The organism is Thermosipho affectus (genome assembly GCF_001990485.1).
GTDB classification, from domain to species: domain Bacteria; phylum Thermotogota; class Thermotogae; order Thermotogales; family Fervidobacteriaceae; genus Thermosipho; species Thermosipho affectus.
The window spans coordinates 26,636-40,682 of the sequence record NZ_LBFC01000006.1 but is presented as its reverse complement, the minus strand read 5'-3'; the positions used below and the strand labels follow the sequence as shown (position 1 = coordinate 40,682).

Here is a 14,047-nt window from a genome sequence, read left to right as displayed (position 1 = left end):
TGTACACTTATTATAGAATTATTTCAATTCTGAAAAAATGCAAAAAATTGCATGCAAAAAATTGCAAACAAATTGAAAATAAAATATATTTTTGGAGGTGGAATTATGAATTACGATTCAAAGTATTCAAAATTAGGTAATAATTTAAGTTCCTCCTTAATTAGAGAGCTGTTGAAATATGCTTCTGTTGAAGGTGCTATTTCCTTTGGTGGAGGAGTACCAGATCCGGAAACCTTTCCTAGACATGCTCTTTCCAAAATTGCTTCTGAAGTCATCGAAAATGAATATAAATATGTCTTACAATACAGTACTACAGAGGGAGATCCAGAACTTGCAAAGCAGATGATACGTCTTTTAAACAGAGTTTATGAAATAAACGATTTGGATGAATCCAATATAATGTTTACTACGGGATCGCAACAAGCGTTGGAGCTCGCAGGTAAAGTTTTCTTAGATGAGGAAAGCATAGCCATTGTTGAAAATCCGTTTTACTTGGGAGCGGCTAGTGCGTTTAGAATGAGATTTTCGAAATTTGTTTCTGTACCTTTAGAAGATGATGGAATGAACGTTGAAGTGCTTGAAAAAAGATTAAAAGAACTCGATGAAAAAGGTGAAATAAAGAAAGTAAAATTTATGTATGTTATTCCAAATTTTCACAATCCTGCAGGTGCTACTTTATCTCTTGAAAAGAGAAAGAGGATAATAGAGCTTGCCGAAAAATACGACCTTTTAATTATAGAAGATGATCCATATGGTTTGTTAAGGTTTGAAGGAGAGCATCTACCACCATTGTTTAAACTTGCTGGAAAAGAAAGGGTTATTCTTTTGAATACATTCAGTAAGATACTTGCGCCTGGATTAAGAATTGGGGCAGTTATTGGAGATGAAAAACTTGTCAGAAAATTTGTACTTGCAAAACAAGGAACGGATTTGTGTAGTCCTGCTCTCACACAGAGAATTGCTGCAAGATATCTTGAGAAATATGACTTAATTGAACAAATTACCCCCACGATTAAATTGTATAAATCAAAGAAAGATACAATGATGCAGGCATTTGAAAATACATTTTCAGATATTAAAGGAATAAAATGGATTTATCCAGATGGAGGACTCTTTACATGGGTAACTTTACCAGAGGGATTTGATACGTTGGAGATGTTTGAAATAGCAAAGGAAAAGTTGGTATTTTATATTCCAGGTCAAGCTTTTACACCGGATGATAGTGTTTCTTCTTCTATGAGATTATCTTTCTGTTTACCACCACATGAAAAAATAATAGAAGGTGTAAATAGACTTAAGGAAGTGATTGTGGAGTATGGAAAGTCTAAGGGGTTGATATAGTGTTAATATTAGTTATTAACCCTGGTTCAACGAGCACAAAAGTTGCAATTTTTGATGATGATAAAAAGTTAGTTCAAAGGACATTAAGACATGATGTAAGTGAATTGGAAAAATTTAACGATATTATGGAACAAGAGGATTTTAGAAAAAAAGAGATTTTAAAGTTTCTTTCAGAGGAAGATTATAAAGTGGAAGATTTTTCTGCAATAGCGTGTAGGGGAGGTATTTTACCACCACTTGAAAGTGGAACTTATAGAGTAGATGAAAGTATGGTGGATTATTTAAAAAATAAAACCAAAGTCAAGCATGCTTCAAATTTAGCAGCTGTAATAGGGTATTCTTTGTCAAATGGAAAGATACCTGTATTTATAACTGATCCTGTTTCTGTTGATGAAATGATAGACGAAGCCAGGGTTTCTGGGATTCCGGAAATTGAAAGATTAAGCCTTGTTCATGCGTTAAATATAAAAGCAGTTGCTAGAGAAGTGGCGGAACAATTGGGAAAAAAGTATGAGGATTTGAATATGGTAGTTGCGCATCTTGGAGGAGGAATTTCTGTAACTGCCCATAGAAAAGGAAAGATGATAGATGTTAACAATGCAAATGATGAAGGACCTTTTAGCCCGGAAAGAACAGGGGAGCTTCCAGTAGGAGATGTAGTTAAACTTGCTTTTTCTGGAAAATATTCAAAAAAAGAATTGAAGAAGATGTTTGTTGGAAGAGGAGGATTAGTTGCATATCTTGGAACAAATGATGTGAAAAAAGTATTAGAAACGGGAACGGATAAGGAAAAATTCTACGTTGATGCTATGATTTATCAAATCGCAAAGGAAATTGGAGGAATGTGTGCGGTATTGAAAGGAAAAGTGGATGCTATTGTTATCACAGGTGGTATAGCTAACAACCAAAATGTTGTTGAAAAAATTAAGTCATACGTATTTAAGTTTGCACCTGTTTTTTCTGTACCTGGTGAATTTGAAATGGAAGCTCTTGCAAAAGGTGCATTAAGAGTTTTAAAAGGCAAAGAAGAGGCAAAGATTTGGGGTGAGAAAAATGAATAAGTTAATGGAAATTCTTGAAAAGGCAAAAAAAGTAGGGAAAAAGACTGTAGCGGTTGCGGCAAGTGAAGATGAAGTTGTATTGAAGGCTTTGGATAGAGCGCATGAAGAAGGAATTATAAATGCAATACTTGTTGGAAATGTGGAAAAGACAAAAAAGATAGCGGAAAATATGGGAATAGATATTAATAAATTCGAATTCGTTCAAGCAGGTGATTATGTAGAAGCTGCTAACAAGGCGGTGCAGCTTGTTACTGATGGAAAAGCACATTTTTTAATGAAGGGAAAGATTAAAACGGGAGATTTAATGAAAGTAGTATTAAAGGAAGAATATGGGTTAAGAACGGGAAGAACTCTCTCTCTTGTAAGTATATTTGAAGTACCAAATTATCATAAACTTTTAGTTGTATCAGATGCCGGAATGACTATTGCACCAACTTTGGAACAAAAAGTCGATATTATAAATAATACGGTTTTAGTTGCAAAGAAGGCTTTAGATGTGGATAATCCTAAAGTTGCTATATTAGGAGCAGTTGAAATAGTCAACCCAAAAATGCCTGCAACTGTTGAAGCGGCAATTCTTTCGCAAATGAGCAAGAGAAATCAAATAAAGGGTTGTATAGTGGATGGACCATTTGCCCTTGATAATGCGGTATCAAAGGAAGCCGCGGAACACAAAGGTATTAAAAGTATAGTTGCCGGGGATGCTGATGTATTAATTATGCCGGATATTGAAGCGGGAAATATATTCTATAAAGCTATGGTATTTTTAGCAGGGGCCAATGTTGCCTCAACAATTGTTGGTGCTAAAGTTCCAGTTGCCTTAACTTCACGAGCTGATTCAGATGAAACGAAGTTGTTATCGCTTGCCCTTACTAATTTAATGGCAGGTGATGTAAATGTATAGAATTTTAGTTATAAATCCAGGTTCTACAAGTACAAAGCTTGCAATTTTTGAAGATGAGACACAGGTTGCATCAAAGACTTTGAGGCATACAGCAGAAGAACTTGCACCATTTAAAAAGTTAATAGAGCAATATGAATTTAGAGTCAATGTAATAGAGAATTTTTTAAAGTCTTTGGGATTTAAATATGAAGATTTTGATGCAATAGTTGGTAGGGGAGGACTTGTAAGACCAATCCCGAGTGGTACTTATAAGGTGGACGAGTTAATGGTAAATGAGCTAAAGGAAGGAAAGTACGGAGAACATGCATCAAATTTAGGTGCTGTTATTGCATATGAGATTTCAAAAAAACACGGAATTCCTGCGTTTATTGTAGATCCAGTAGTTGTAGATGAAATGGATGAAATAGCAAAGGTTTCAGGGCATCCTTTGTTTAAAAGAAAATCTATATTCCATGCTTTGAACCAGAAGGCGGTTGCTAGAAAGGCAGCAAGCGATTTGGGAAAGAACTACGAAGATGTAAATTTAATAGTTGTACATATGGGTGGAGGTATTTCCATAGGTGCACATAAGAGAGGAAAGGTTGTTGATGTTAATAATGCGTTGGATGGAGATGGCCCGTTTACACCTGAAAGGAGTGGGACGCTTCCGCTGACACAATTAGTAGATTTATGTTATTCAGGGGATTATACTTTGGATTTCATAAAGAAAAGGATAAAAGGTAAAGGAGGATTGGTTGCGTACCTTGGAACAAATGATGCAATGAAAGTTCAACAAATGATATCAGAAGGAAATAAAAAGGCAGAATTGATATATAGAGCAATGGCCTATCAAATTGCAAAATGGATTGGAAAGATGGCTGCAGCGCTAAGAGGAGAAGTAGATGCAATAGTGCTAACAGGTGGACTTGCATACGACAAAGAATACATAGTTAAGTGGCTTAAAGAATACGTTGGATTTATTGCTCAAATTTTGGTTTATCCGGGTGGTGATGAGGAAAAAGCACTTGCAATGGGTGCGTTAAGGGTTTTAAATGGTGTTGAAAAGCCAAAAGATTATAGTGAAGAGGTGCAAAAAAGTGTCTAAAAATTTTGTGTTTATAGGTTTATTTGGTAGTGGGAAAACAGAAGTAGCGATAAATTATGCCTTAAAATTAAGACAAGATTATGAAAAAGTTGCAATTGCAGATGTTGATACAATTTCTCCTTATTTTAGAACAAGAGATGTAGTAGATGAACTTACATTGAAGGGATTGAAGGTTATTACACCTCCGGGTGCACTAAAGCATGCAGATTTACCGATAGTTACTGGGGCGGTAGCTGGATATCTAAATAATCCGGATTATAAAACTGTTTTGGATGTTGGTGGAGAAGAAAATGGAGTAGTAGTTGTAGGCTATTTAAAACCGCATTTAAAGGATGCCGAAGTTTCCATGGTTATCAACACGAGAAGACCATTTACTTCCAATGTAGATGGGATTGTAAAGACGTATGAACAGTTGAGTAAAGTTGCGAAAATAAAAATAGATTACCTTATTAACAACACTAATCTATCTGTGGAAACTACTAAGGAGATAATCTTAGAGGGTGAAAAGATTATAAAAGAGGCTTCTAAAATATTAAACGTTCCAGTAAAATATACAGTTATCCCAGATTTTCTTGAAGACTTTGAAACGGAGTTCCCAAAATTTTGGATAAAAAGGTTTATGAAAATGGATTTTTAAGGAGGGTGTTAAGATGCCTAAAGTAAAAGGATATATTGAAATTGATCAAGAAAGATGTAAAGGTTGTGGATTATGTATTGCCGCTTGTCCAACTAAAGTGATTGAGTTCTCAGAAGGATTTAATAGTAAAGGATACCACCCAGCTGAACCAAAACATTTAGAAAAATGTATAGCATGTGGTTTTTGTTATAGAATGTGTCCTGATGTATGTATAACAGTTTATAGGGAAGAGTGAGGAGGGAAAGATATGGAAAAAGTAATGGTAAAGGGAACAGAAGCAATTGGCGAAGCTGCTATCAGAGCAGGTTGTAGACATTTTTTTGGATATCCAATAACCCCTCAGAGTGAATTACCAGAGTATATGGCTAAAAGATTACCAGAAGTTGATGGAGTGTTTTTACAAACTGAAAGTGAAGTTGCAACGGTAAATATGTTGTATGGAGCAGCTTGTACTGGTAAGAGGGTGATGACTTCTACTTCATCACCTGGATTTAGTTTGATGATGGAAGGCGTCTCTTATATGGCATGTGCAAAGCTACCCGCAGTTTTTGTTAATGTTGTACGTGGTGGTCCGGGTCTTGGTGATATTCAACCAGCACAAGGTGATTATTGGCAAGCAACAAAAGGTGGAGGTCACGGAGATTATAGATTAATAGTGCTTGCACCTTCTACAGTTCAAGAAGCAGTAGATTTAACAGTACTTGCCTTTGATTTAGCGGATAAGTATAGAACTCCTGCGTTAATTTTGGCTGATGGTTTGTTGGGACAGATGATGGAGCCTGTTGAATTTCCAGAATTTAGGGATTTATCAACATTGCCAGACCATAGTGATTGGGCGTTAATAGGGGCAAAAGGAAGGGAACCACATATAGTTACATCGTTTGATATTGATCCTTATAAATTGGAAAAGATGAACTTGGAATTAGTTGAAATATACAAGAAAATAGAAGAAAATGAAGTGAGATGGGAAGAGTATAAAACAGAAGATGCAGAAATAATAATTACAGCGTTTGGAACAATTGGAAGAATAGCAAAGAGTGTTGTTGATATGGCGCGTAAAGATGGAATTAAGGTAGGATTATTTAGGCCTATAACCGTATGGCCATTTCCATATAAACCTTTGGAGGAATTAGCAAATAAAGTGGATATGTTCTTTGATGTAGAAATGAACATGGGACAAATGTTAGAAGATGTAAAACTTGCCGTAAAGGACAAAAGACCTATAAAATTCTACTCGAGGATGGGTGGAGTAGTTCCAACACCAACTGAAATACTTAACGCACTTAAAGAGGAAATTAGGAGGTGATTGTAATGAAGAAAGTTCTTTATAAAATGCCGGAATCTCTGACGGGAAAAGAGTTTACATATTGTCCAGGATGTTATCATGGAATAATTCATAGATTAGTTGCAGAAGTTATCGATGAATTAGGTATACGTGAAAAAACACTTGTAGTATCCCCAATAGGATGTTCTGTATTTGCATATCAATTCTTTAATATGGATGGTACTATTGCACCACATGGAAGGGCACCAGCTGTTGCAACGGGCATGAAAAGGGCTAGACCGGATCTTTACGTTTTTACATACCAAGGTGATGGTGATTTAGCTGCTATAGGTACTGCTGAAATTATGCATGCAGCAAATAGAGGAGAAAAAATAACTACTATTTTTGTAAACAACGCTATCTATGGTATGACTGGTGGTCAGATGGCTCCAACAACATTGCTTGGTATGAAATCTACCACTACGCCATACGGTAGAAAGGCAGAAAATGATGGATATCCAATGCATATGTGTGAATTTTTAAAGGAAGCAAAAGGTGTAGCATATCTTGCAAGGACTAAAGTTAACACACCGCAAGATGTTGAAAAAACAAAAAAAGCAATAAAAAAGGCATTTTTGGCACAAGTAAAGGGACTTGGTTTTGGAATGGTGGAAGTATTGTCAACATGTCCAACCAACTGGGGAATTGATCCTATTTCCGCTGGAAAATGGTTAGAAGAGAATATGGTTCCAGAATATCCATTGGGAATTTTCGTGGATAAGGTTGGTGATGAAGAATGAGATTTATATTTGCTGGTTTTGGTGGACAGGGTGTAATGCTAATGGGACAAATTTTGGCATATGCTGGAATGATAGAGGGGAAAAATGTCACTTGGATGCCTTCATATGGTCCTGAAATGAGAGGTGGAACGGCAAATTGTACCGTTGTTGTTGAAGATAAAGAAGTTGCATCTCCGGTAGTTGATAAGTCTGAAGTTGTTGTAGCCATGAATATTCCATCTATGTTAAAGTTCCAAAACTTTGTTGAAAAAGATGGATATCTCTTTTTAAATGAATCTGTTATTGATAGAGAACCAGATAGAAAAGATGACATACATGTATTGAAAATTCCATGTAACGATATAGCTGATAAATTGGGAAATTTAAAAGTGGCAAATATGGTTATGCTGGGTGCTGTTATTGGAGCAACGAATGTGGTTTCAAAAGAAAGCTTGTTTAAAGCACTTGAAAAGAAATTAACGGGAAAAAAAGCAAAATTAATAGATTTGAACATTAAGGCCATTGAAGAAGGTATTGCTATTTCTAAGCAACAGTAGGCGGATGAGATAAAGCCCTCATTATGGGACCCCAACGGGGTCCTGTCTTTTTTAATTTGGAATAAGATGGGTTGAAATAATAAAAAATCTTTTGAATTTTGTAAAAAATTGTGTATAATTATCTACAGGAGTGATTAAATTGAAAAGTATGACTGGTTATTCAAAATTGGAAAAAGTTTCTGAAAAATACAAGGTTTATTGTGAAATTAAAACCCTTAATTCAAAGGGGTTAGATATTTCGGTATCTATCCCTTATTATTTATCTTCAAAAGAAATAAGGATTAATCAGATAATTTCCAATTACTTGAAACGAGGAAAGGTACACTTGAGAATTGGTGTTAAATTTTTGGTCCCAATAAGTCTGAACGTGGATTTTGCCATGGCAAAATCTTATTTTGAAACCCTTGAGGGATTAAGGGAAAGTCTGGGAATACAAAATTTGTTGAGTTTGAGTGATTTGTTAATTTTCAGGGAGATTTTTAGAGGAGATCTAGATGATGAAGTTATAGAGGAATTGTGGGATTTTGTTAAAAATATTATTGTTGAAACTTTGGAAAAACTCGTTGAAGAGAGAGAAAAAGAAGGGGAAAAATTATTTGTTGATATCAATAAGATGGTATTGAGATTAAAGAAAATAGTGGAAAATATAAACAAATTATCGCTTGATTTAAAAGAAGTAATCGCAAAAAAGATAAGGGAAAATGTTGAAGAAATTTTGCCCAATAATATAGAGATGGATGTGAATCAATTTGAAACAGCAGTTGCTCTTATAGCCGATAAAGCAGATATTAGGGAAGAAATATCGAGGTTAAATAGCCATATCGATAGAATGCAAGAGTTAATACTAAAAGATGAACCGGTCGGCACTCTATTGAATTTTTTAACACAAGAAGTACATAGGGAGTTTAATACTATACTTTCAAAGAGTAGAATGCTAGAAATAACGAACCTAGCTTTAGAAGGTAAATATGTTAACTCACAATTGAAAGAACAAATACAGAATATAGAATAATCTGGGAGGTGTAAATATGTTTGGTCTTATTAATATTGGTTTTGGAAATGTGATTGCTGGTGATAGGATAGTTGCTATAGTAAATCCAGAAAGTGCCCCTTTAAAAAGATTAAAAGAGGATGCAAAAGAAGAAGGAAAACTTATAGATGCAACGTATGGTAGAAAGACAAGGGCAATCCTTATATCAGATAGTAATCATATTATATTAAGTGCTATCCAACCAGAAACAATTGCACAAAGATTTATGCAATCTTTCTTTGAAATAGAAGAACAACTAGAAAGAATAAGAAGAAAGGGATAGTATGAAAGGAACTTTAATAGTTGTAAGTGGACCGTCAGGGGTCGGAAAAACAAGTATAATAAGTGCTTTGTTGAATAAATTGGATAAAGTGGTTTTTTCCGTATCATGTACGACAAGGCCCCCAAGGCCTGGAGAAATTGATGGTGTTGATTATTTTTTTATTTCAAAAGAAAAATTCATGGAAATGCGAGACAACGGAGAGTTTTTAGAATGGGCAAAAGTTCATGGGAATTTATACGGTACTCCTAAAGAATTTGTAGTTGAAAATATAAAAAAAGGTTATAGAATAATATTAGATATAGATGTACAAGGTGCATTGCAGGTAAAGAAAAATTTTGATGATGCGGTATTTGTTTTTGTAGCACCTCCTAGTTATGAGGTTTTAAGAGAGAGGTTGTTAAAGAGAGGTACGGAAAATAAGCAATCAATGTTAAAAAGACTTGAAAATGCGAAATGGGAAATGTCTCAAATCGATGCATTTGATTATTTGATTATAAATAACGACCTTGAAAAATCCATAGTTGCTATGAAGTCAATAGTTATAGCTGAATCCTATAAAACTAGGCGTATTTTAGACGAAAAATTAAGAATAAATTTGTTTAAAGGGGTGTTAAAAGATGAGACCAGTTATTAATTACGACAAGCTTTTGGAGAAAATACCATATAAGTTTGCTATTCCCATTGCTGTTGCAAAAAGAGCGGAAAATTTAAAGGAATTTGCACATCCTTATGTTGAAACATGGGACAATAATTACGTGAGCATTGCCTTTAAGGAGCTAAGTGAAGGATATGTTAGAATCAAAAATGAAGAGATTTTGAAAGTGCTTATTCCAGAGGTGAAATAAATGGCTCCATTTGGAGCCATTTATTTTATAGGAGCATTCTCAAGGAATGTTTTTAATAATAAATACGTGTTTTTATAATCATTTAGATCAATAACTATTAATGGACTGTGTATATACCTTGAAGGTATAGAAATTACAGCTGCTGGTACACCATAGGCACTTCTTGCATATCTTGCGGCATTAGTTCCTCCTGCTGTTCTTCTTTTATATTGGAAGGGGATATTGTTTTCCTTTGCTGTATTTACCAATGTTTCAAATAATCTTTTATCTATTACATATCCAGAATGCATAAAAGTTAGAGCAGGACCATCTCCAATATGTGTAGCCCAAAGTTCTTTGTCAAGTTCTGGATTATCCCCTGCGGTAGTAGTCTCAATTGCTATTGCAAAGTCTGGTTTTATTTGTTCAACTACAACAGCAGCACCCCTTAACCCAGTTTCTTCCTGAACACTGAAGACAAAGTATAAGTCATATTCTGACTTTATGTTGTCTTCAATGAGATCTATTAATATACTACATCCACCTCTGTCATCAAATGCTTTTCCAGTTGCGAAATTGTTTATTTCTTTGTATTTTGTGGTAAATGATGCATAATCTCCTATTTTTACTTTTTTTTCAGCTTCCTTTTTTGACGAAAACCCCGCATCAATTCTTAATTGTGAAAATTCGGGGGTTTTTAGTGGATTATCTTGCAAATGTATGGCTTTAAATCCTATAACTCCTATTATTTCATCATTAATTATCACTTTTTTTCCAATTGCAACCCTGGGATCTATGCCGCCAACTGGCATAAAAGATAGAGTGCCATCTTCGTTTATATTTGTTATCATAAATCCTACTTCATCCATGTGTGCATCTAATACTACTTTTCTCTTTCCATTTCCCTTTTTTAAAGCAATGAGATTTCCAAGGTTATCAACCCAAAATTTATCAACTTTATCTTTTATCTTTTCAATTATAAATTCCCTAACTTTATGTTCATTACCAGATACTCCGTTAATTTCTGAAAGTTCTTTAAGATACATTATTGCACCTCCAATTCAGAGATAGTAAATGCCATGAGTTTTGATATTTTTTCTACATCATCTATGGAAATTTTTTCGTATGGTGTGTGCATATATTTAAGTGGTATAGATAGTAACTGTGTTTTTATACCCTTTCTGGTTAGTTGTACTTCGTCTGTATCTGTACCGCTTCTACGTGGGATAGGTTCAAATTGAATAGGAATTCCATATTCTTTTGCTGTATTTTGTACCAATTCGTTGAATTTTTTATCTACTACTGGTCCTATTGCAACTACTGGACCTTTGTTTATCTCTATTTTTTCAAAGCCAGGAATATTTTCATTACCGTGTGTTACATCAATTACAAATGCATAATCTAAATCCGAAAAATACGCTGCAGTAGGTGCACCTGGACCACCTATTTCTTCTTGAGTTGAAAAGATAAAATATACGTCAACTTCGTGTTTTATTTTTTGCAATAATGATGCTGTTTTGATTAGAGAAACACAACTTGCCCTGTTGTCGAGTGCTGGAGCAAATACGTAGTTATTTTGTTCAAAGCCTTCTATTTCATCCAAAACAACTAAGTCACCAACTGAGATCTCTTTCCAATCTTTATTGATACTTATATCTAAAAACAGATAATTAAATGTTGGTACTTTTCCTCTTTCTTCTTTTTTTTGCAAATGGGGTGCTAAAAAACCAAATATACCATCAAATGTTTTGTTTTTTCTAGATATAATCTTTGCACGTTGCCCAATTACCACTTTTGGATCCCAACCGCCTATTGGTGAAACATAGGCAAAACCTTTTTCATCTATTTTTGAAATAACAAATCCCAGTTGATCAACATGTGCAAATAATCCAACTTTTCCCTTTCCTTTTCCTTTTTCTACACATACTAAGCTTCCGAGTTTTGTTTTGAAGATTTCATCGGAAAAATCTTTCATTATTTCTTCAATAGTATTAACAGCATTTGATTCAAAGCCCGATGGTCCTGGAATTGATGTCAATTTTATAATTAATTCTTTTGTATCCACTTTATCCCTCCTTTAATTTTTCTAACAAGATTTTATCACAATTTTAAAGAATTTGGTATATACTAATAAAAAGAAAGGAGGAGAGATATGAGAAGACCAAAGATTGTTGAATTTGAACTTACCACAGCTTGTAACTATGCGTGTAAACATTGTTATTGTAATGCGGGGAAAAAGTCAAAAGTAGAACTTTCAATTGAACAGGTTAAACACGTACTTGATGAATTAAAAAGTGCACATGTAGAAACAGTAGATTTGATTGGTGGAGAACCTTTGGTAAGACCTGATATTTACGAAATAATTGAATATGCTGTTGGTATTGGACTAGATGTGATGTTAAATACAAATGCATCCCTTGCAAGTAAAGAAGTTGTAAAAAAAATAAAAAAGATTTATCCACAACTTAAAGTGGGAATTTCCTTTGATGGAAGTTTGCCAGATATACACGAATTTATACGTGGAAAAGGAACTTTTGATAAAACTTACAAAGGTTTTATGAACTTTGTAGAAGCAGGTTTTGACGTTACAATCTTGCATGTTATCAACAAAAAAAACTATTTGTACTTTGAAGATATGATAAATTTTGCTAAAAAGCATCGTGTTTCACTATATGTAGATAGATTTGTTCCAGTTGGAAGGGGACAATTGTACAAAAAAATTTTAACACCAAATAAGAAAGAGATAGAATATGTAAGACACTTGATTGAAAAGCACAAGAATAGTATTAATTTTTACGTTGAAGAAAATATTTCAGGAGGGTTATGTTCTGCTGGGAGGACTCATGCATCGGTATTGGTAGACGGTACTGTTGTACCTTGTGGGCATTTTAGATACGATAAAGAATATTACATGGGAAATTTGAATGAAAAATCTTTTGAAGAAATATGGAAAAGTTACGATCCAGATGTTTTATTGGATGCTTGTAAAGTATGTAGTATGTTTAAAAGGTGTTTTGGTGGTTGTAGGGCTTTTGCGAAAAATATGGGTTTAAAATATGATCCTATTTTTTGCGAGGTTGAGAGTAATGATTAAAAAAGACAAACAATTTAGAAAATTTCAAGCGTATGGTTTTTTGAAGAATCTACGTTTCTTTGAACCGTTTTTTATATTGGCTTTTTTGTCTGCAGGTTTAAATTATTTTCAAATTGGTGTACTTTATACGATAAGGAGTTTAGCAACAAATATCTTGGAAGTTCCAACGGGAGTATTTGCAGATTTATACGGTAGAAGAAAATCCATGATTTTTTCCATGATTTCTTATATAATTTCATTTCTCGTATTTTACTTTTTTAAATCCTTTCTTCTTTTTGTTGTTGCTATGATTTTTTTCTCATTTGGTGAGGCATTTAGAACAGGGACACACAAGGCTATGATTTTCCAGTATTTGAAATTGAACAATATGGAGGATTTAAAAGTTCAGTATTATGGAGCAACTCGCGCTGCGTCACAATTAGGTTCTGCTTTAAACTCTTTGCTTACGGCAGTTATTGTCTTTTTTAGTGGGGATTACAAATTAATTTTTCTTTTGGCAGTTATACCTTATGTTGTTAATCTCGTAAATCTCTCTACTTATCCTAAAGACCTTGATTTTTCATCTAAGAAGTCAAAAAAGGAAACTTTGAAGGATTTTTGGGGAGCTATCTCAAACTGGAAGACTCTAAAATTACTTTTAAATGCCACGAGTTACTCTGCAATATTTAAAAGTTTAAAGGATTATTTACAACCAGTTATTGAGTCATTTGCCTTAACTATTCCCATTTTTTTGGGAGTATCAAAGGAAAAGAGAACATCTGTTTTGGTGGGAATAATTTATTTTGGACTTTATATACTTACTTCAATGGCATCGAGAAATTCCTGGAAGTTTAAGAAGGGATTAAATTTAACGCTCTTTTTGGGTGCGATAACCGTGATTTTAATAGGTATTTCGTATGTATATAAATTGTATTTTCTCTCTATTATTTTCTTTTTCTTTTTGTACATTTTGGAGAATATCAGAAGACCTATTGCTGTGTCGTATATTAGTGAAAAATCGGAGGCCCTTGCATCTGTATTATCGGTTGAATCTCAAGTAAAAACATTTTTAAGTGCTATGTTTTCATTTTTGATGGGGTTTTTGAGTAATGAATATGGAATTGGAGTAGGAATAATGGTACTAGGAGCTATTTTATTAGTGTTCTCACAAATCTTTAAATGTAAAGATTTGTAAAATTTCTTTTGTGAT

The 14,047-nt window shown here is 33.9% G+C and carries 17 protein-coding genes; 15 read left to right on the top strand and 2 right to left on the bottom strand.

Annotated features, from left to right (window positions below):
- Positions 1-105 precede the first annotated feature (105 nt).
- The 13 genes from XJ44_RS01715 (at position 106) to XJ44_RS01655 (ending at position 9,785) form a co-directional block, all read left to right on the top strand.
- Positions 106-1,341: an aminotransferase-like domain-containing protein gene (locus XJ44_RS01715; protein ID WP_077197868.1), complete on the top strand. Its 1,236-nt coding sequence runs from the start codon at positions 106-108 to the stop codon at positions 1,339-1,341.
- On the top strand, positions 1,341-2,402 hold the full coding sequence (gene buk, locus XJ44_RS01710) for a butyrate kinase (protein WP_075665350.1): 1,062 nt from the start codon (positions 1,341-1,343) through the stop codon (positions 2,400-2,402). Before XJ44_RS01715 ends, buk (XJ44_RS01710) begins: the two co-directional genes overlap by 1 nt.
- Complete coding sequence (locus XJ44_RS01705) at positions 2,395-3,306, top strand: bifunctional enoyl-CoA hydratase/phosphate acetyltransferase (protein WP_075665349.1); 912 nt, start codon at positions 2,395-2,397, stop codon at positions 3,304-3,306. The genes buk (XJ44_RS01710) and XJ44_RS01705 overlap by 8 nt, the downstream gene beginning before the upstream one ends.
- A complete protein-coding gene (gene buk / locus XJ44_RS01700) occupies positions 3,299-4,390 on the top strand; it encodes a butyrate kinase (protein ID WP_075665348.1) in 1,092 nt (363 codons plus the stop codon). Before XJ44_RS01705 ends, buk (XJ44_RS01700) begins: the two co-directional genes overlap by 8 nt.
- On the top strand, positions 4,383-5,027 hold the full coding sequence (locus XJ44_RS01695; RefSeq protein WP_077197867.1) for a cobalamin biosynthesis protein CobQ: 645 nt from the start codon (positions 4,383-4,385) through the stop codon (positions 5,025-5,027). Before buk (XJ44_RS01700) ends, XJ44_RS01695 begins: the two co-directional genes overlap by 8 nt.
- 13 nt (positions 5,028-5,040) lie before the next feature.
- Positions 5,041-5,262 (top strand): 4Fe-4S dicluster domain-containing protein, encoded by a 222-nt coding sequence (locus XJ44_RS01690; protein WP_075665346.1) that lies wholly within the window; start codon positions 5,041-5,043, stop codon positions 5,260-5,262.
- 12 nt (positions 5,263-5,274) lie between these two features.
- A complete protein-coding gene (locus XJ44_RS01685) occupies positions 5,275-6,333 on the top strand; it encodes a 3-methyl-2-oxobutanoate dehydrogenase subunit VorB (protein WP_077197866.1) in 1,059 nt (352 codons plus the stop codon).
- Between the two features lie 5 nt (positions 6,334-6,338).
- Positions 6,339-7,091 (top strand): thiamine pyrophosphate-dependent enzyme, encoded by a 753-nt coding sequence (locus XJ44_RS01680; protein WP_075665344.1) that lies wholly within the window; start codon positions 6,339-6,341, stop codon positions 7,089-7,091.
- Entirely contained in the window at positions 7,088-7,627 is a 540-nt protein-coding gene (locus XJ44_RS01675; RefSeq protein WP_077197865.1) for a 2-oxoacid:acceptor oxidoreductase family protein, read from the top strand. Before XJ44_RS01680 ends, XJ44_RS01675 begins: the two co-directional genes overlap by 4 nt.
- A 130-nt stretch (positions 7,628-7,757) precedes the next feature.
- Positions 7,758-8,639, top strand: coding sequence for a YicC/YloC family endoribonuclease (locus XJ44_RS01670; RefSeq protein WP_233119494.1), 882 nt, complete (start codon positions 7,758-7,760; stop codon positions 8,637-8,639).
- Between the two features lie 16 nt (positions 8,640-8,655).
- Positions 8,656-8,940: a DUF370 domain-containing protein gene (locus XJ44_RS01665; RefSeq protein WP_012056339.1), complete on the top strand. Its 285-nt coding sequence runs from the start codon at positions 8,656-8,658 to the stop codon at positions 8,938-8,940.
- 1 nt (position 8,941) lies between these two features.
- Positions 8,942-9,574: a guanylate kinase gene (gmk, locus tag XJ44_RS01660; protein WP_075665342.1), complete on the top strand. Its 633-nt coding sequence runs from the start codon at positions 8,942-8,944 to the stop codon at positions 9,572-9,574.
- A complete protein-coding gene (locus tag XJ44_RS01655; protein WP_075665341.1) occupies positions 9,558-9,785 on the top strand; it encodes a DNA-directed RNA polymerase subunit omega in 228 nt (75 codons plus the stop codon). Before gmk ends, XJ44_RS01655 begins: the two co-directional genes overlap by 17 nt.
- 20 nt (positions 9,786-9,805) lie before the next feature.
- Here the strand turns inward: XJ44_RS01655 and XJ44_RS01650 are convergent, their stop codons facing one another.
- The gene (locus XJ44_RS01650) at positions 9,806-10,810 is read right to left on the bottom strand and encodes a M42 family metallopeptidase (RefSeq protein ID WP_077197864.1); all 1,005 of its coding nucleotides are present in this window, start codon (positions 10,808-10,810) and stop codon (positions 9,806-9,808) included.
- Entirely contained in the window at positions 10,810-11,829 is a 1,020-nt protein-coding gene (locus tag XJ44_RS01645; protein WP_077197863.1) for a M20/M25/M40 family metallo-hydrolase, read from the bottom strand. The genes XJ44_RS01650 and XJ44_RS01645 overlap by 1 nt, the downstream gene beginning before the upstream one ends.
- Before the next feature lie 87 nt (positions 11,830-11,916).
- On the opposite strand from XJ44_RS01645, the gene XJ44_RS01640 reads away from it, so the two are divergent.
- Both XJ44_RS01640 and XJ44_RS01635 read left to right on the top strand, forming a co-directional pair.
- The gene (locus tag XJ44_RS01640) at positions 11,917-12,858 is read left to right on the top strand and encodes a radical SAM/SPASM domain-containing protein (protein ID WP_077197862.1); all 942 of its coding nucleotides are present in this window, start codon (positions 11,917-11,919) and stop codon (positions 12,856-12,858) included.
- Positions 12,851-14,032 carry an MFS transporter gene (locus tag XJ44_RS01635; protein WP_077197861.1) on the top strand — a complete coding sequence of 394 codons (1,182 nt, stop codon included), beginning with the start codon at positions 12,851-12,853 and terminating at the stop codon, positions 14,030-14,032. The genes XJ44_RS01640 and XJ44_RS01635 overlap by 8 nt, the downstream gene beginning before the upstream one ends.
- Positions 14,033-14,047: the final 15 nt, after the last annotated feature.